Here is a 19,440-nt window from a genome sequence, read left to right as displayed (position 1 = left end):
GGGCTTTAAATTTTTCAGGTTTACATCTTAAGCCGTCAAAGTGACAAAGCTATTAGCCATGCCTAACAGTGCAACCACTACCATGATCGGTAAAGCAAAGCTTTTTAATGATGTTGGAGGCTTTTTGTTAAATAAGTACTGACCATATTTCACGGCAATCAGCGCCGGTAGGATTAAGACTAATACTGCGGTGGGTAAGGTACTATCGGTTAACCCTCCACTGATTAGCGAGATTACCGCAAGGCCTTCACTTGCAATGAAAAACAAGATCATAGTGGCACGCTGTGTACTGGTACTCAAATGACTAGATAACATATAATAAACTATCATTGGTCCACCAATCGAAGCGCTTGCTGTCCCTGCTCCAGCGGCCACACCAAAGCCTATCTTGCTGCTATTTTTATCGGCATTAAATGGTCTAAAGCTAGAAAAAAGCAATAATGCCAAGCCGAGGATCGCTACGCAAATAAGTAGTTTTAAAATCTCTGCTGGAATCAGTAATAGGAAGCAATAACCGATTGGTAGGCCTAAGATAGCACCGAAGATAAGTTTACGAAGAGTCGGGAAGTCTGCCTGTTTAACCGCTTGTTTCCACAGATTAATACTGCACAGGACATCTAGAGACAATACAATTGCGACACTTTGCTGAGGTTCAAAAAAGAAATTTAAACCAACCACTGCAATGACAGCAAAGCCAAAACCACTATAGCCCCGGACTATCGCTGCAAAGATTACAATAGGCATTACGTACCAAATTTGTTCCACTTATCTTCCTTAATATTAGTAATTTTCGAGGCTACTATCCTTGCATTTGAAAGGTAAGAGTAGGGCCAAAAATGATTAATTGTAGAGCCATGTTTTTCTATAAATTGAGAGATATCCAAGATAAAAATCTGGCTCTATCGAATAATTCAGCTGGTGCTAGGGAAAGACTTTATTTCTAAGTTAATGTGAAATGGACGATATTTATACCAATCACATAATCAACAAAATTGGTATGACACATTAATTCAAGGAGAAGGGCAGATGGAAGCACAAACACGCACGTTAATCGAACGAGATCGTAACCACGTATGGCACCATTTGAGTCAACATAGTGTATTAAAAAATCAAGACCCATTAGTGATGGTGAAGGGTGAAGGGTCTCGCGTTTGGGATGCTAAGGGAAACAGTTACCTTGATGCTTCATCAGGTGGTGTTTGGTGTGTGAATGTAGGCTATGGACGTACAGAAATTGCAGATGCAGTACGCGATCAAATAGCTAAACTTAATTTCTTTGCAAGTACTGCAGGTACTGAACCTGCAGCTGAATTCTCTGAAAAATTATTAGAGAAAATGCCTGGTTTGAGCCGTGTTTATTACGCAAGCTCAGGCTCTGAAGCCAATGAAAAAGCGTTTAAAATTGTACGTCAAATTTCCCAGCAAAAATATGGCGGGAAGAAACATAAAATATTATATCGTGAGCGTGATTATCATGGTTCAACGATCGGTACGCTAAGTGCAACAGGGCAAGAAGAGCGCCGTCAACATTACGGTCCATTTGCTTCTGGTTTTGTTGAATTTCCACATTGTTGTGAGTACCGTAGTCAATTTGGTAATGTGGCTAATTACGGTATTTTAGCGGCAAAAGAACTAGAAAAAGTGATCCTAAGAGAAGGGCCTGATACGGTAGGTGCTGTTATTTTTGAACCAATTACCGCGGGTGGCGGTGTGATAACTCCTCCTGATGGCTACTGGCCTGCGGTGATGGAAATCTGTAAAAAATATAACGTGTTAGTTCATATTGATGAAGTGGTATGTGGCATGGGCAGAACGGGAGAGTGGTTTGGCTACCAGCACTACGGTATAAAGCCTGACATTGTGACGCTAGCAAAAGGGGTAGCATCTAGTTACGCAGCCATTTCATGTGTAGTGACTACAGAAGCCATCTTCGAAGAGTTCTTGTCGGAAGGAGATGATCGTGAAATGTACTTCCGTGATGTTAGTACATACGCAGGTTGCACAGCAGGCCATGCAGCAGCACTTGCAAATTTAGCTATTTTAGAACGAGAAAATCTAGTTGAAAACTGTGCTGTAATGGGGGATTACTTATTAGAAAAATTCCATGGTTTAGCGGAAAAACATGCCATTATTGGCGATGTACGCGGTAAAGGCTTGTTACTAGGTATCGAACTCGTCAGCGATAAAGAGCTTAAAACACCTGTAGCTGAAACGGTAACCGTTAAAATTGCTGGTGCATGTATGAAAAAAGGGTTAATTATCGGACGTACTAACCGTTCGTTTAAATATCTAAATAATACCCTATGTTTCTGCCCTGTATTAACGTTAACACATGAAGAAGCTGATTTTATTGTTGATACATTAGATGCTGTATTTACTGAGTTTACAGATCTTTAATCTATTAATTGCCCCTATCTAAGCGGGATTAATAGCAGTAAGGTAAAGATTGTTATTTAACTTTATCTTACTGCTCTCTATTATAGGTGTTCAGGGTTTTAAATTAAGCAACTGGATACATTCTCATTTGTATTTTTTAAGGAATTCGATATGACTGCATCACAACGTCCTGTAGTACTTATTACCGGTGCAACAGCTGGTTTTGGTTTAGCAACGGCGAAAAAATTTGCCCAACAGGGTTACCCTTTAGTTATTACCGGTAGAAGAGAAGAGCGCTTAAAGGCATTGACCGAAGAGTTATCACCTTTAACTAGTGTTTATTATGCGGTGTTAGATGTTCGTAGTAGCGAAGCGGTTGCTGAATTTACTAGCAACTTACCGGATGCGTTTAAACAAGTAGCAATTCTAGTGAATAATGCGGGTCTTGCATTAGGAGCGGAGCCAGCTGATCAAGCAAAACTATCTGATTGGCATACTATGATTGATACTAATGTCACAGGTTTAGTCAATGTGACTCACAGTTTTTTAGCAACTTTAAAAGCACAACCTTCTTCAACTATTATTAACTTGGCAAGCATTGCTGGTAACTGGGCATATCCTGGTAGCCATGTATATGGCGCAAGTAAAGCCTTTGTTGCACAGTTTTCACGTAATCTACGTAGTGATTTTGCAGGCACAGGTATTCGAGTGACGAGCTTGGAGCCAGGTATGGCTGAGAGTGAGTTTAGTTTGGTTCGATTTAATGGCGACCAAGATAAGTATGATCAAATCTATCAAGGCGCTAACGCGATTCAACCAGAAGATATTGCAGATATTATTTTATGGATAGCGGAGCAGCCTGCGCATCTTAATATTAACAGTTTAGAAGTTATGCCAACATCACAGGCGTGGGACAATTTTAAAATTGTAAAAAAATAAACACCTTAAATTATTGATAGGCCTTAACGTTTAAGGTCTATCAAGTCAGTGCTTATTTGGATGGTTATATTAGTATTGATTAATTAGGAATGTTGATAGTGGTGAGGTATTTTACCTCTTCCATTACAACATAGGTTTTAGAGCTTTTAATATTAGGCAGTGATAATAGTGTTTCACTGAGTACTTTTCTATAAGCTGACATATCTGCAACTCGGGTTTTTAAGAGGTAATCAAAATCACCAGAAACCAGATGACATTCTAAGATTGAGTCTAGTTGTTTCGCTGCTTCATTAAAGCGTTCAAATACATCTGGGCTAGAACGTTTTAAGGTTAACTCAATATAGACGAGTAAAGAGGCGCCTAAATGCTCAGGATCAAGTAGAGCGGTATAAGATTGAATGACTTTTTGCTTTTCTAAACGTTTAACCCGCTCTAAACAAGGTGTTGGGCTTAACCCAATTTTTTGAGATAATTCTACATTCGAAATTCGGCCATTTTTTTGCAACTCTCGTAATATATTTCTATCTATCCTATCTAGTGACATAAACTGCATCCTTTCAATATCGTAAAATTATTAACTGCAATAATACTTATATGTAATATTTTAATCTATAAAAATACAGAAAAATAAAAAAATAGAGCGAATAAAACTATTTATTAATCTTTATACTGTTGATAACGCTTATTTATTAAACAAGTCACTATCATTCTAAGGAGCAGTATATGATTATCGGCGTACCAAAAGAGATTAAAGTTCACGAGTACCGTGTAGGTATGACACCAGCTAGTGTTAAAGAAGTTACATCAGCAGGGCATACGGTTTATATCCAACAATCAGCAGGTCAAGGAATTGCCTGTAGTGACCAAGAATATATTGATGCAGGTGCAATAATACTTGCGACAGCTGAAGAGGTTTTTGCTCAATCAGAGATGATTGTAAAAGTAAAAGAGCCATTAGCTGTTGAGCGTGCAATGTTGCGCCCTGATCAATTATTATTTACTTATTTACATTTAGCTCCTGATCCTGCGCAAACTCAAGACCTAATTGATAGTAAAGCAGTTTGCATCGCTTATGAAACCGTGACCAGTGATAATGGTAGCTTACCGTTATTAGCCCCAATGTCGGAAGTGGCTGGACGTATGTCTATTCAAGCAGGCGCTGCATGTTTAGAGAAGTCACATGGTGGTGTGGGTTTATTGTTAGGTGGTGTTGCGGGAGTTGCACCAGCTAAAGTAGTAATTATTGGTGGTGGTGTTGTCGGTTGTAATGCAGCACAGATGGCAATTGGATTAGGGGCAGACACTACCATTGTTGACAACAATATTGATACCCTACGTAAAGTAAATGCACAATTTGGTTCCACTATTAAAACCGCTTACTCTAATAAATATAACCTTGAATCATTAGTTTTAGATGCTGATTTAGTGATCGGTGGTGTATTAATCCCGGGGGCTGCGGCACCTAAATTAGTAAGTGCAGAAATGATTAAAAAAATGCGTGCTGGTTCTGCAGTAGTGGATGTTGCCATTGATCAAGGTGGGTGTTTTGCTACGTCCAAAGCAACAACGCATAGTGATCCAACTTACATTGTTGATGATGTAGTGCATTATTGTGTAGCAAATATGCCTGGAGCTGTTGCTAGAACCTCTGCGTTTGCGCTTAATAACGCGACATTACCGTATATATTACGTCTTGCTAAGTTAGGTTATAAAGACGCTTTATTAACAGATAAACATTTGAAAAATGGTTTAAATGTAATGCATGGTAAAGTGACTAACCTTAGCGTGTCTGAAAGCTTAAATATTCCTTTTGTATCTCCAGATGAAGCATTAGCGACCCCTTTTTCTGCTTAAAAAAATATGCCCACATAAAGTGGGCATATTTCATTTTTTGTTTTTATCTGTTACAAAGCTAACCTGCAATATTCACAACCACGCGTCCGCGTACTTTTCCTTGAATCAGTTGTTCAGCGGTATCAATCGTTTCTTCTAACGTAATCTCTTTGGCAATATCATCAAATACTGATGCATCTAAAATATTAGCTAATCGATCCCAAGCTTCAACCCTGTCTGCTGTTGGGCGCATTACGCTATCAATACCTGCTAAGGTAATACCACGTAGAATAAATGGCATAACAGTGGTAGATAAATCCATACCCTGTGCTAAACCACAAGCAGCGACTACGCCACCATATTTAAGGCTTGCACAAACGTTAGCAAGTGTATGGCTGCCAGCTGCATCGATTGCTGCTGCCCAACGCTCTTTGGCTAATGGACGGCCTGGTTCAGTTAATAAAGCACGGTCAATAACCTCTGATGCCCCTAATTTGGTGAGGTACTCGGTTTGCTCCATACGTCCAGTAGAAGCCACAACTTGATAGCCTAGTTTGGCTAAAATACTAATAGCAAAGCTACCAACACCACCATTTGCTCCTGTTACTAAAACTTCACCACTGTCAGGAGTAATGCCATGTTTTTCTAATGCAATCACACATAACATAGCTGTGTAACCAGCAGTACCAATGGACATGGCCTGACGAGCAGAAAAAGCATTAGGTAAAGGAATTAACCAATCGCTGTTTAATCGTGCTTTCTCAGCGAGGCCGCCGCAATGAACCTCACCTACACCATAGCCGTTAAGTAAAACCTGATCGCCGACTTTAAATTTATCGCTAGCAGTCTCTTCTACTGTACCAACGAGGTCGATTCCGGGGATCATTGGGAAGTTACGTACAACAGGTCCTTTACCTGTGATTGCTAATGCATCTTTATAGTTCAGAGTGCTATAAGCTACTTTGATGGTGACATCACCTTCCGGTAACACACTCTCTTCTATTTGTTGTAAAGCAGAACGGTATCCTTGTTCATCTTTTTCAATTAAAACGCCTTTGAACATATATTGCTCCTATTAGACCGATCGTCTATTAAATATTGAAAATAAATTTTAGCGGGGTAATCCCGTCATAAAATGATGAAAATAGTTATCTATTGGTGTCGTATTTTGTGTTAATCGTGTTCGACTGACTGCACCTTCCCAGCCAATCCAGAAGTATTCTGCTAGCTTTTCCGTGTTTGCGCTTTGTGATAGATCATGGTTTGCTTTTGCAAGCTCTAAACAGTCAGCTATACGGTTTTGCCAAGTAATAAAAACATGGCTTAAAATGGGGCGAAAGCTTTCAGGCAACAAGTCCACTTCTTGACCTAGGTTGCCAATTAAACAGCCGCGCTTAAAGTGGTGATAAGCCAATCCTGACTTTGCATCTTCTACAAAGTTAGCAATACGGGTGAGTGCTGGATAGCTCTCATCTAATAAATATGTATCCAGTTTATGCGCAAAATAGTTTGCATAACTATCAATCACGGCTAAACCAAAAGCTTCTTTACTACTAAAGTAATGGTAAAAAGATCCTTTCGGTACGCCCACTTTTTTCAATATAGGATCAATACCTGATGCGGAAAATCCACTTTCAGTCAGTTGTTCGAGTCCGCTACGTATTAGTTCTGCGCGTGTATCTCGATTATCAGTCGTATTTTTTGGCGGTCTACCACGCCGTGGCTTTGTTATTTCTATTGTCATCACAATATAATAGACCGATCGTCTAATTAATTCAAAATGTTTATTAAAAAGACTGATAATGAAGGGAGAATCACCTTGAAAGAGTGTGATTAAGTTTCTATCTGGTAATTCTCTGTATAATCTAAGAATTTCTGAGCCGGCATTGGTTTACTAAAGTAATAACCTTGTACGTAGTCACAACCTAAATCATTTAAAATATTGAGCTGTTCACTGATTTCTACGCCTTCGGCGACTACTTTTAAACCCAAGCTATGAGCTATCGCAATGCTCGCTTTAACCAAGTCTCGGTCTTCTTTGTTAATGGTAATACCATTCACAAAACTTCTATCAACTTTAAGCACATCGAAATGATATTGTCGTAAATAACTGAGTGATGAATAACCAGTACCAAAGTCATCCATGGATAACTTCACACCTAATTCTTGTAGTTCAATCAAGGCTTCTGTAATGTAAGACTGGCCTGTCATTAATACACCCTCCGTTATTTCTAATTCTAAATGGTCAGGACTAAGGTTGGCTTTTTTAAGTGCTTCTTTAATTACTTTAAGAAGTTTTTTATCTCGAAATTGACGAGGAGATAAGTTGACTGCCATTACAAAATCATTGTTTTGCTGAGTTTGCCATAAGCTTAAAAAGCTAAGGGATTCGTTGATCACATACTGGCCAATTGGAACGATTAGACCTGTTTGTTCTGCAATAGGGATAAATTCGTCAGGAAAAATATTTCCTAAAGCGGGGTTATGCCAGCGTAATAAAGCTTCTGCACCAATAACGTTTTGTGTCCTTGAGTCGAATTGAGGTTGATAAAATACCTCGAACTCGTCACGTTCAAGCGCATTGCGCATCTGCTCTTCCACTTCAAACCTGCGTATCATGGCTGTATTCATCTCTTTTGTGAAAAAAGAGTAGGCGTTTCGACCTAACGTTTTAGCTTGATACATCGCGGTATCAGCATTTCGTAAAAGATCTGAAACTGTAGTGCCATTATCTGGTGAAACAGCGACACCTAGGCTTAAAGTAACGATTAATTCTCGACCATCGATGTGGAAGGGCTTACGGAATACCTCAAGTAAGTTCTGTGCAACGACTTTGATACTCATTTCATCGTGTAAACCTGGCGATAATAAAATAAATTCATCACCGCCTAATCTACCTACAGTGTCTGTTTTACGGGTTGCTTTTTTTAAGCGTTTAGCTGCTTCAATTAATAGCTTATCGCCTATTTCATGACCTAAAGAATCATTTACTTTTTTAAAGTCATCTAAGTCTAGGAAGCAGACCGTTACATTTTCATTGTTACGATCTGCTTCATTGAGCATTTGTGATAATCTGTCTAACGATAAAAAGCGATTAGGTAAGGCTGTGAGAGTGTCATAGTACGCATGTTGTTTAATGGTTTGTGACGATCTATGTTGTTCAGTAATATCACGTACGATCGTTAATATTTGTTGGTATTCAGGCAAATAATTAATACGCGCTTCGAAATAGGTTAACCCGTGAGGCAACATAAGTTCATATTCAAAAGTGAATGGAGCTGCTTCTTTAATCACTTTGTTTATATATGTATTATATTTATTAGCAACGTCGGCAGGTAATACCTCACTTATTTTATAACCAATAAATTTTGAAGGGGGCGTATACAGGTTTTTACTGCTACCAGCATAATAGTCGGTGATGGTGCTATCTTTTTCTATTAAGAAAAAAAGATCTGGCGTTGCTTCAAAAATGGTTTGTAGCATGTGTTCTTTAAAGGACACTTGAGCCTGGGCATTTTTGGTGTCTGTCATATTAATATCAACACAGTACATTTGTTTTTTATTGTATTGATTTGTAAACATAACATGGCTAGAGAACACTTCAACATCAGCACCATCTTTGTCATGAAGGGTTATTTCTGATGCAGGGATCTCTATGCCTTTTTGAACCCAATCACGATGTGCACTGATGACAAATTCACACATATCCTTAGGTATAATCAGGTCTTCAATTTTTTGTCCAATTGCTTCTTCTTCGGTGTAACCATAAATTATTTCACTGCCTCTATTCCAATAAATAACTCGACGATCTTCGTTATAGCCCTGAACAGAAATAGCATCCACTGCATCAAACAATTGATGTAATGGATCATTCAGAATTGCTTTTTCTAGAAGCTCGTATTTATTTATTGATTTCATAGTTCTCGCAATAAAAACTCAGATCATAATAACACTATAGTTAATTGGTTATTATTTTTCAGATAAAAGTGAAAATTTATGAGCTAGGTTACTATCCTCTGCCCCAAAATATGAAATCGCGATGATACTTACTTTTAGGTATAAGGTAAACTAGCCTTCTAGTATTCTGATTGAAATTGCAGCTGCAGAAGTGCGATTATCAACGCCTAATTTCTTGTATATTTGCTCCAGATGTTTATTTACGGTACGCGGGCTCATGGTTAATATTTGAGATATTTCCCAGCTAGTCTTACCATAGGAAACCCAATATAAAACCTCAGACTCGCGTTTTGTAATAGGTAACTTTTGTTGTAAGTCTGTTGCTGATTTTTGTGTTTTATTTTGAACAATTCTCAGCAAGTGCATCTGTTGTTGTTGACGTTCGTAGGCAATACTGATTTTGTTAACAAAACAATTAATTACTAATTCAGTCTTTGTATCATTCGCTAGCCATTTTTCTATTAATGGCGCGAGAGTTGCCCAAGGGCTAGCATCGCCTGGTGATACTTGATCGATTAACTCATGCACATGGGGGGTCGCCCAAGATAAACGACCTACAGGGCTAACACAGAACACTGTCTTGCCTGCATGATCTAATGCGTCCTGTGCGCTGAGTGCTAATTTTGCCGTTTCAATATGGCGTTTTATACGCACAATAACTTCATCGGGAGAGATAGGTTTAGTTACGTAATCCACTCCACCAGCTTCAATGCCTTTCACAATATCTTCTACATCAGTTAAGCCTGTCATAAAAATAATAGGAGTATTAGGTAATAATATTTTTAAACGGCGACACGTTTCAAAGCCATCCATTTCAGGCATCATTGCATCTAACAATACAACATCAGGTGGTACTTTCTCTGCTATTGCCAGTGCTTGTTGGCCACTTAATGCAACCAGTGCCGTATAGCCTTGGCTATTTAAAGCAACATTGAGCATGCCTAATGATTCTGGTGAGTCATCAACCACCAACACCACATCACTACTATTATGATCCATCATTTAACTCGTTTAAATATTCAATTATTTTAGGGAAGTTACACACTTCAACATATTCAAGAATTTGTGATTCACTTCCTGCTGGGTAACGGTACTCATCTTTTATTTCATCAAATTTATGTTTAAAACCGGATAGATAACCAATTTCAGCCATTGCAATTAAGGCTTCATATTGTTCAACCCCTAACTTAGGTTTGTGGGCTTGATTATCTTTATCTTTAAAAGCATTATCAGTCCGTTTGTATTGCCATTGTAAATCTAACAACTGTGCTATTTTGCCTAATAATGCATCTAAATTGAGTGGTTTGGCAATGTAGCCGTCATGGTATCCCTCTGCCTGTTGATTGTACTCTGCATCTCGTGCATTCGCTGACAGCATTAATACTGGCATATGGTAATGTTGTTCACGTAGCGTTTTGACCATTTGCCATCCATTGATATTAGGCATTTGCACATCCATTAAAATCAGATCAACTTTTTGCTGTTGTAGTTGTTGATAACCCTGCTCTGCGTCTTCTGCTAATAGTATGTTAAAACCAATAGGTGATAAAAGATCTGTCATTAACTCTCGCTGATTGAGATTGTCATCAACAACGAGGATAGATTGTATTGGGCCATCATAACCAATCGCTTCTGACTTGGTTAATTCAGGCTCTTTTGGATCTTTATGTAGTTTGAATAACATTAAACGAAAATTAAAAGTGCTGCCTTGACCGAGTTGACTGTTTAAGGTTATCTCACCTCCCATTAATTCAGCAAGAGAGCGTGAAATAGTTAAGCCTAATCCAGTTCCACCAGTTGATTGAGATTGTGAATGGCGAATTTGCTCAAAGGGTTTAAAGATGATCTCTTGGTCATGAAGCGCAATACCGGCACCAGTATCAATCACACTAAAGTTCGCTACCTCACTGCGGTAAGTGACTTTAAAAGTTACCGAACCTTGTGCGGTAAATTTAATTGCATTGGAGATCAGGTTAATCAAAATTTGTCTAAAACGTTGTTTATCCGTCGCCACATAATCAGGTAAGTTTGGGCTACTGATATAATTAAACTTAATGCCTTTTTTGCTTGCTTGCATCTGAAACATATCAACTAATTGCTGCAAGATGGCTTTTAGATTAAATTCATCGCGCTGAAGTGTTACTCGACCTGCTTCAATCTTAGATATCTCTAATAAGCTCTCGATTAAGTCTGCGAGGTGTTGGCCGTTACGGCGAATAATTGCAATAGTTTCTTGCTGCTTAGGCGGTAAAGCTTGATCGCGCAGCAGTAGCTGAGCATAACCTAGCAGTACATTTAAGGGGGTGCGAAGTTCATGGCTTAACGCTGCTAAATAACGACTTTTAGCCTGATTAGCTGATTCAGCCACTTCTTTGGCAGTCTGCAATGCAAAAGAGGTGGTTTCATGGGCATCAATTTCTTTGGCAAGCGCTTTGGTTTGTGAACGCAGCTCTTTTAGTGCATTTTGATTACCATCCCGGGCGAGAATAAATAACCAACTAATAATGCCGATAATAATGATTAACAGAAAAAATGTTTTAATTAGGGTATTTGCAAATAGTTGTTTTACCTGCGCACCTTCTAAGGGCACCTGCAGATACACCAAAAATAAAATAGCGGCACTTATCAGGCTTAATACTAAGGTTAATGCAATAAACTGAGTTAATGGTGTCGTCAGTACTTTTAAGGCCTTTTCACTGACAAATCGAGTAAAGAAATCGTGTGCTTGTTGTGAAATAGTTGCATGAGGACGACATTGGTCAGCACAGCGTACATCTAGGCTGCAACATAAAGAGCAAATAGCTTTACCGTAAGCTGGACAGAAGGTCATATCTTCTTGATCAAAGCTATTCTCACAAATGTGGCACTCGCAAAATTGCTTAATTTCAATTTCTTGATTATTGGCTAAGTAATATTTACCTTGGGTTAACCAAGCAATTAATGGCACGGTAATAAAAGGTAGAAAACAGGCTATAAAGGAGGCTAATGCTTCCGCTGTCTCACCATAAAATCCCATATGAGCGGTGAAACCAGCTATAGATGCCAATAGCATAGAGCCAACACCAACAGGGTTAATATCGAATAGATGTGAGCGTTTAAATTCAATATGTTTAGGGCTGATCCCTAAAGGCTTGTTAATGATTAAATCAGCTACAACAGAACTTAACCAAGCTAATACTAAAACCGAATAAACCGATAACATACTGGCAATCGTCTGGTAGATACCGAGTTCCATTAATAATAGAGCGATGGCCACATTAAATACCATCCATACAACTCGGCCTGGATGGTTATGAGTAACGCGAGAGAAAAAGTTAGACCAAGCTAACGAACCTGCATAAGCATTGGCTACGTTAATTTTTAATTGCGATAAAATGACAAAGCCGCAGGCAACGACAGAGATAACAGTGGTGTTATCAAAGACATAACTATAAGCTAATTGATACATATGAGCAGGATCACTGGCTAGGTTTGCTGGTATACCTTGTTGTAGTGCAAAGTAAGCGAGAAAAGATCCTAAAAATAGTTTCAATGCTCCGAATAGCATCCAACCTGGGCCCCCCACTAATAACGCTATCCACCAGCGACCAGACTTTTTCTTTGGTTTTTCAGGTAAAAAGCGTAAAAAATCTACCTGTTCGCCGATTTGTGCCACCAAAGCCAATAATACGGCAGAGGCGCCGCCAAACAGTAATAGATTAAACTCGCTACCATGCACCCCTGCATTACCAGTAAAAGTAATCCACTCCTTAAATTGACTATCACTGTGAGTAAAAACAAAAAAAAGTGGCAATAGTTGTAAAGCAACCCAAATAGGTGATGACCAAACTTGAAATCGACTAATGTAGGTAATGCCATGGGTCACTAGAGGGATGATGATAATGGTACTGAGGATATACCCAATCGGTAAAGGCACTGCAAATAGAATCTTTAAGGCCATCGCCATGATTGCGGCTTCAAGGGCAAAAAAGATAAACGTGAAGGAGGCATAAATTAGCGAAGCGATACTGGAACCAATATAACCAAACCCAGCGCCACGGCTAAGTAAATCAATATCGACACCATATTTAGCGGCGTAATAGCTAATTGGGAGGCCGGTGATAAACACTACTAAGGTTACCGCAAGAATTGCCCAAGCTGCATTGGTAAAGCCAAATTCTAGAGTAATAGCTCCACCAATCGCTTCTAATACTAAAAATGACACAATCCCCAACGCAGTCATAGACACTCGATTCAAAGACCATTTTCTTGCGCGCTTAGAAGTAAAACGCAAGGCAAAGTCTTCCATCATCTCATTAGCGACGAGTTTATTATAGGTACGACGGGCTTTCAGTATTTTTTGGTTTGATTCCATGGTAATTGATTATTCCTTTAACCATCCTACGTGCCATCCTAGCGTATCTTAACCTCTTTGCCATCTTTGTTATGAAACGTTGTTACTGATATAAGCTCGCGCGTATCATACTTGACCTTATATTTTTTCTATATGCGCATAATTGCGTAGTCTATTGCGCGCTTCTACGCATTCTTTCCTTGCCACAATTCCTAGATACTAACCTCACTTGGAAAAGCGCGTGATTGATACATTTGCCAAGTACAAACACTAATCACTAGAGACTAAAAGGAAAGGGATTACCTATGAAACTGAAGAAGCTAATAGTTGCAAGTTCGATTGTTGCAACAGGTTTAATGACTAACTTTGCATATGCTGCAGACACTATTAAAGTTGGTGTCTTACATTCTTTATCAGGCACGATGGCGATCAGTGAAACGACACTGAAAGATACAGTATTGATGATGATTGAAGACCAAAATGCAAACGGTGGTCTATTGGGCAAAAAAATTGAACCTGTGGTTGTTGACCCAGCTTCAAATTGGCCTCTATTTGCGGAAAAAGGACGTGAGTTATTAGCGAAAGATAAAGTGGATGTTATCTTTGGTAGCTGGACTTCAGTTTCACGAAAATCTGTATTACCGGTATTAGAAGAGTTAAATGGGTTAATGTTTTATCCTGTACAGTACGAAGGTGAAGAGTCATCTAAAAATGTATTTTACACAGGTGCTGCGCCTAACCAACAAGCTATTCCAGCGGTAGATTACTTAATGAATGATATTGGTGCTGAACGTTTTGTTCTATTAGGAACAGATTACGTTTACCCACGTACAACCAATAAAATTTTAGAGGCTTACCTATTAGCAAATGGCGTTAAAGCAGAAGACATTATGATTAACTACACGCCATTTGGTCATTCAGACTGGCAAAGTATCGTTTCTGATGTGAAGCGTTTTGGCTCTGAAGGCAAACAAACAGCTGTAATCTCTACCGTCAACGGTGACGCTAATATCCCATTCTACAAAGAGTTAGGTAATCAAGGTATCTCAGCGGAAGATATTCCAGTTATCGCATTCTCTGTGGGTGAAGAAGAGTTATCTGGTTTTGATACTAAACCACTTGTTGGTCACTTAGCTGCATGGAACTACTTCCAAAGCGTTGATACTGAAGAGAATGCTGAATTTATTGCAAAATGGAAAAAGTACATCGGTGATGATAAGCGTGTAACAAACGATCCAATGGAAGCTACGTACATCGGATTTAAAATGTGGGTTAAAGCTGTTGAGAAAGCCGGTACAACTGACGTTGATGCGGTAGAGCAAGCAATGATCGGTATCGCTGTTCCTAACTTAACGGGTGGTACGGCTGTAATGAACTCAAATCATCATCTATCTAAACCAGTATTAATTGGTGAGATTCAAGAAGATGGTCAATTTGAAGTAGTTTGGGAAACGCCTGATACAGTAATCGGTGATGCATGGTCAGACTTTTTACCAAGCTCTAAAAACTTAGTTGCTGATTGGACTTCACCAATCAAGTGCGGCAACTTTGATATCACTACTGCAAAATGTTCTGGTCAACAATTCTAAATATAACCTTTTCTAGCAAAGTGAATTAACGCTTAGTCGTTGTTCCTTTGCTTGTCATTAAACACCCAATGGGAGATGTTCCTCCCATTTAATGAACTGAATATATTATTCTAAGGAACAGTCCATGTTGCGCCTATTCCCCTTTCTCTTTTTCTTTGTTTTATCGCTTCCTGTATTTGCTGCAGAGGACGACGTGCAAGGTGAATCTGAACTTATTTCGTTGGTTGGGCAGTTGCCTTCCACTAAATTAAATAAACTGTCGTCTTTAATCGAGCAAATTGCCGACACATCTGCACCGCAAGTACGTGCTATTTTAGAGCCGTTAATGGCAGGTGACCTATATTACTTAAAAGCCAATAAACAAGTGGTATCAGTATCTGAAGATACTAACAACCAGTACCAATTAATTGATGTGTTGAGTAACGAAGCATTACCTACTGTCAGTAAATCAGCCATTAAAAAAGTAAGAACCAATAACCGTCTACGTGGCCAGATTCGAGATCTATTAGCAAATTTAGATTTAACGAGTGATCAAGTCGATGTGCGTATTTCAGCGTTAAAATTACTGTTAGATAAACCAAATAAAGCTGCTATTACAGCTGTCAATAAACTGATTAAAACTGAGCAAGATAGTGAAGCAAGAGACCTAATGTCAGCAATTTTGCTAGTTGAGCAGTTAGATAACGGTAACGACGCTGAAAAGTTATCTGCAGCTAAACAACTTTCAAACCGTTTAGAGCCAAGTGTTAAAAATGCTTTAGTCAGTCAATTGCAGAAAATACCAGGATCACAGCAAGGTGGTTCGTTAAAAGCAGAATTAAGTAATGCTATTGACGATATTGAACAACAAATTAGTGTCTTTAAGTTAGTTGAAAATCTGTTCTTTGGATTGAGCTTAGGTTCAGTATTGTTATTAGCTGCGATAGGCTTAGCGATCACCTTTGGGGTGATGGGTGTTATCAATATGGCTCACGGTGAAATGATGATGCTAGGAGCTTATACCACCTATGTGATTCAGCAAACTTTCCCTAGCTTAATTGAATATTCATTATTAATGGCCGTACCCGCTGCGTTTTTAGTGTCGGGCTTTGTTGGTATTTTAATTGAACGCGGTGTTATTCGTTTTCTTAAAGGTCGTCCATTAGAAACTTTATTAGCGACCTTTGGTATCAGCCTTATTTTACAACAACTTGTTAGAACGGTTTTCTCTCCGTTAAATCGCCAGGTAGAAGCGCCTTTGTGGATGAGCGGTTCTTTGGAAATTAATCCAGTTTTATCAATTACCTATAATCGTTTATACATTATTATTTTTTCACTAATGGTGTTCTTTTCATTACTGATGATTTTGAAACGCTCTTCATTAGGTTTACATGTTCGTGCGGTTTCACAAAATCGAGATATGGCTAGAGCATTAAGTGTTAAAAGTTCCTGGGTTGATGCGATCACCTTTGGCTTAGGCTCAGGAATTGCGGGTGTCGCTGGTGTGGCATTAAGCCAGTTAACTAACGTGGGGCCAAACTTAGGACAAGCTTATATTATCGATTCTTTCCTTGTTGTTGTATTTGGTGGGGTGGGGAATTTATGGGGAACCTTAGTGGCAGCGATGACCATGGGTACTTTTAATAAAATATTGGAACCATCAATGGGACCAGTATTAGCCAATATTATTGTGTTAGTCAGTCTAGTCTTGTTTATTCAAAAACGACCTAAAGGACTATTTCCACAAAAAGGGAGAGCGGCAGAATAATGGATACTTTACTTAATTCACCAATGATAAAAAAAATGAGCAGTTTGCATGTTGTGATTGCAATACTGTTTATCTCAACACTCTATGTAACTGTGTGTAATCTCTTTTTTGCTGAAGGTTCAGCTTTACATGTGAGTGATTATACGGTCAGTCTATTGGGTAAATATTTATGTTACGCCTTACTAGCCTTAGCGGTTGATCTAGTCTGGGGATACTGCGGCATATTAAGTTTAGGTCATGGCGCCTTCTTTGCCCTAGGTGGTTATGCGATGGGGATGTACTTGATGCGCCAAATCGGTGATCGTGGTGTATATGGCAATCCCGAGCTACCTGACTTTATGGTGTTTTTAAACTGGACTGAAATACCATGGTATTGGGCTGGTTCGGACAATGCATTAGTCATGATATTACTGGTGTTTGCTGGACCTGGTTTATTAGCTTATATCTTCGGTACATTAGCGTTTCGTTCACGAGTTAGCGGTGTCTATTTATCGATTATGACGCAGGCAATGACTTATGCGCTATTACTTTCATTCTTCCGAAATGAAATGGGCTTTGGTGGTAATAACGGACTAACTGACTTTAAAGAGCTATTTGGATTCTCATTACAGTCACCAACAACCAAACTTGCTTTATTTGTAGCTACTGCTGTCGTTCTGGCAATCGGTTATGGCATTAGTCACTTCATTGTTAACTCTAAAATGGGCCGAGTAGTGACAGCTATCAGAGATTCGGAAAGTCGCGTTCGCTTTGTAGGTTATAAACCAGAACATTATAAAGTGTGGATTTTTGTTGTCTCGGCCATGTTGGCTGGTGTGGCTGGTGCTCTTTATGTGCCACAAGTTGGCATTATTAACCCAGGAGAGTTCTCGCCACTTAATTCAATTGAGATTGTTATATGGGTAGCGATTGGTGGGCGTGGCACTCTGTATGGTGCATTAGTTGGTGCAATCGTCGTGAGTTACGCCAAAACACGTTTTACCGCGATTATGCCTGAAGCTTGGTTATTTGGACTGGGTGGTTTGTTTGTGTTGGTGACTTTGTTATTACCGAAAGGCTTAGCAGGCTTAGTGACTAACTTAATGGATAAATTAGATCCTCCTAGTCAAGCTAAACAGAGTGATATAGAGAATACCCCCCCTGTTGCGGAGAATAAATAATGATAGTTAATAAACATGGTTCGCCGCTATATTCAACCGAGAACCTTAATCCCGATACACGCCATGGCATGATTTTATATGTAGAAGATGTCAGTGTTAGTTTTGATGGTTTCAAAGCACTTAATGACCTTAATTTGTATATAGGTGATGGTGAATTACGTTGTTTAATTGGTGCAAACGGCGCAGGTAAAACGACGCTAATGGATGTGATCACCGGAAAAACACGTCCTGATACTGGGAAGGTTAGTTTTGGTCAGCAAATTGACTTGCTGGAATTAGATGAATCTGAAATTGCACGCGCCGGCATTGGCCGTAAATTTCAAAAGCCAACAGTATTTGAGGCGCTTACTGTCTTTGAAAATCTAGAGCTGAGCTTATCTGGTGATAAAGGTATTTTAACTTCTTTATTTCATAAGCTGAGTGGAGAGCAAAAAGACAAAATAGATGAAGTGTTAGAAACCATCGGTTTAATAGCCGAGCGATATTATCCTGCAGGGCGTTTATCGCATGGTCAAAAGCAATGGCTAGAAATAGGTATGCTATTAGCTGCTGAGCCAAGGTTGTTGCTAGTAGATGAGCCAGTAACCGGCATGACTACTCAAGAAACTGAGCGAACTGCTGAGCTATTAACCTCGTTAGCAGGTAAACACTCTGTTGTGGTCGTTGAGCATGATATGGCTTTTGTACGATCTATTGCTCGTAAGGTAACAGTTTTACATCAAGGTACAGTATTAGCGGAGGGTTCAATGGATGAAGTGCAAGCCAATAAACAAGTGAGGGAAGTGTACTTAGGCGAGGAGCAAGACTAATATGATTGAATTAACATCAGTAAATCAAAAATATGGCGGTACACAAATCCTCTGGGATCTGGATCTTAACATAAAGAAAGGATCGCGCACCTGCATTATGGGACGTAATGGGGTAGGTAAAACTACCTTATTAAAAACTATCATGGGGCTGTTGCCAATCTCCTCGGGAAGGCTAATTATCAACGACCAGGATATGAGTAAAAGTAGTGTAGAAAAACGTCCTGAAATCGGCGTTGGTTATGTGCCACAGGGGCGTCATATTTTTCCACAATTGACTGTTGAAGAAAATTTAAAAATCAGCTTAAATTGTAGTCGACAGGAAAGTAAAACCATTCCAAATCATATATATAAACTTTTTCCTGTGTTAAAAGAGATGCTACATCGACGTGGTGGGGACTTATCTGGTGGTCAACAACAGCAATTAGCGATAGGCCGTGCTTTGGTGTTAAACCCTGATATTTTGATTCTAGATGAGCCGAATGAGGGGATTCAACCGAATATCGTGCAACTGATTCGAGATGTATTATTAAAGCTTAATAAAGAACAAGGAATGACTATTATTTTGGTCGAGCAGAAGTTACCTTTTGCTCGCGCCGTTGGCGAGAACTTCCATATCATGGAAAAAGGTCAAGTTATTGCCTCTGGGGAGATGAGTGCCTTAGATGATCAACTCGTCAGCCAGTACTTAGCGGTATAG

General features: G+C 39.2%; 15 protein-coding genes. 8 read left to right on the top strand and 7 right to left on the bottom strand.

What is annotated here, in order from left to right:
- Window positions 1-27: 27 nt before the first annotated feature.
- Window positions 28-765 (bottom strand): sulfite exporter TauE/SafE family protein, encoded by a 738-nt coding sequence (locus AC0L3W_RS11700; protein WP_290039483.1) that lies wholly within the window; start codon window positions 763-765, stop codon window positions 28-30.
- Window positions 766-1,026: 261 nt separating this feature from the next.
- Here AC0L3W_RS11700 and AC0L3W_RS11695 point away from each other — a divergent pair, with 261 nt between their 5' ends.
- Complete coding sequence (locus AC0L3W_RS11695; protein WP_409438819.1) at window positions 1,027-2,397, top strand: aminotransferase family protein; 1,371 nt, start codon at window positions 1,027-1,029, stop codon at window positions 2,395-2,397.
- A gap of 150 nt (window positions 2,398-2,547) precedes the next feature.
- Window positions 2,548-3,315 (top strand): SDR family NAD(P)-dependent oxidoreductase, encoded by a 768-nt coding sequence (locus AC0L3W_RS11690; protein WP_409438820.1) that lies wholly within the window; start codon window positions 2,548-2,550, stop codon window positions 3,313-3,315.
- Between the two features lie 79 nt (window positions 3,316-3,394).
- On the opposite strand, the gene lrp is transcribed toward AC0L3W_RS11690, so the two are convergent.
- On the bottom strand, window positions 3,395-3,859 hold the full coding sequence (gene lrp / locus AC0L3W_RS11685; RefSeq protein WP_409438821.1) for a leucine-responsive transcriptional regulator Lrp: 465 nt from the start codon (window positions 3,857-3,859) through the stop codon (window positions 3,395-3,397).
- A gap of 179 nt (window positions 3,860-4,038) precedes the next feature.
- On the opposite strand from lrp, the gene ald reads away from it, so the two are divergent.
- The gene (gene ald / locus AC0L3W_RS11680; RefSeq protein WP_290039479.1) at window positions 4,039-5,169 is read left to right on the top strand and encodes an alanine dehydrogenase; all 1,131 of its coding nucleotides are present in this window, start codon (window positions 4,039-4,041) and stop codon (window positions 5,167-5,169) included.
- 58 nt (window positions 5,170-5,227) lie between these two features.
- Here ald and acuI read toward each other — a convergent pair whose 3' ends face one another.
- The 5 genes from acuI to AC0L3W_RS11655 form a co-directional block, all read right to left on the bottom strand.
- On the bottom strand, window positions 5,228-6,211 hold the full coding sequence (gene acuI / locus AC0L3W_RS11675; RefSeq protein WP_409438822.1) for an acrylyl-CoA reductase (NADPH): 984 nt from the start codon (window positions 6,209-6,211) through the stop codon (window positions 5,228-5,230).
- Window positions 6,212-6,259: 48 nt separating this feature from the next.
- A complete protein-coding gene (acuR, locus tag AC0L3W_RS11670) occupies window positions 6,260-6,892 on the bottom strand; it encodes an acrylate utilization transcriptional regulator AcuR (protein WP_290039477.1) in 633 nt (210 codons plus the stop codon).
- Window positions 6,893-6,981: 89 nt separating this feature from the next.
- Window positions 6,982-9,066, bottom strand: coding sequence for an EAL domain-containing protein (locus AC0L3W_RS11665; protein WP_409438823.1), 2,085 nt, complete (start codon window positions 9,064-9,066; stop codon window positions 6,982-6,984).
- Between the two features lie 150 nt (window positions 9,067-9,216).
- Window positions 9,217-10,107 carry a response regulator transcription factor gene (locus AC0L3W_RS11660; RefSeq protein ID WP_354669228.1) on the bottom strand — a complete coding sequence of 297 codons (891 nt, stop codon included), beginning with the start codon at window positions 10,105-10,107 and terminating at the stop codon, window positions 9,217-9,219.
- Window positions 10,094-13,459, bottom strand: a complete 3,366-nt coding sequence (locus AC0L3W_RS11655; RefSeq protein ID WP_409438824.1) for an ATP-binding protein — start codon at window positions 13,457-13,459, stop codon at window positions 10,094-10,096. The genes AC0L3W_RS11660 and AC0L3W_RS11655 overlap by 14 nt, the downstream gene beginning before the upstream one ends.
- 284 nt (window positions 13,460-13,743) lie before the next feature.
- Between AC0L3W_RS11655 and urtA the strand changes: the two genes are divergently transcribed.
- The 5 genes from urtA (at window position 13,744) to urtE (ending at window position 19,440) form a co-directional block, all read left to right on the top strand.
- Window positions 13,744-15,027: an urea ABC transporter substrate-binding protein gene (gene urtA / locus AC0L3W_RS11650; RefSeq protein ID WP_409438825.1), complete on the top strand. Its 1,284-nt coding sequence runs from the start codon at window positions 13,744-13,746 to the stop codon at window positions 15,025-15,027.
- 124 nt (window positions 15,028-15,151) lie between these two features.
- Window positions 15,152-16,774 carry an urea ABC transporter permease subunit UrtB gene (gene urtB, locus AC0L3W_RS11645; protein ID WP_409438826.1) on the top strand — a complete coding sequence of 541 codons (1,623 nt, stop codon included), beginning with the start codon at window positions 15,152-15,154 and terminating at the stop codon, window positions 16,772-16,774.
- Window positions 16,774-17,934, top strand: a complete 1,161-nt coding sequence (gene urtC, locus AC0L3W_RS11640) for an urea ABC transporter permease subunit UrtC (RefSeq protein WP_409438827.1) — start codon at window positions 16,774-16,776, stop codon at window positions 17,932-17,934. Before urtB ends, urtC begins: the two co-directional genes overlap by 1 nt.
- Window positions 17,934-18,743, top strand: coding sequence for an urea ABC transporter ATP-binding protein UrtD (gene urtD / locus AC0L3W_RS11635; RefSeq protein WP_409438828.1), 810 nt, complete (start codon window positions 17,934-17,936; stop codon window positions 18,741-18,743). Before urtC ends, urtD begins: the two co-directional genes overlap by 1 nt.
- 1 nt (window position 18,744) lies before the next feature.
- On the top strand, window positions 18,745-19,440 hold the full coding sequence (urtE, locus tag AC0L3W_RS11630; RefSeq protein ID WP_290039470.1) for an urea ABC transporter ATP-binding subunit UrtE: 696 nt from the start codon (window positions 18,745-18,747) through the stop codon (window positions 19,438-19,440).

It is taken from the genome of Psychromonas sp. KJ10-5 (genome assembly GCF_055808325.1).
The sequence above is the reverse complement of the archived record's forward strand: the minus strand, read 5'-3'. Positions and strand labels throughout refer to the sequence as shown.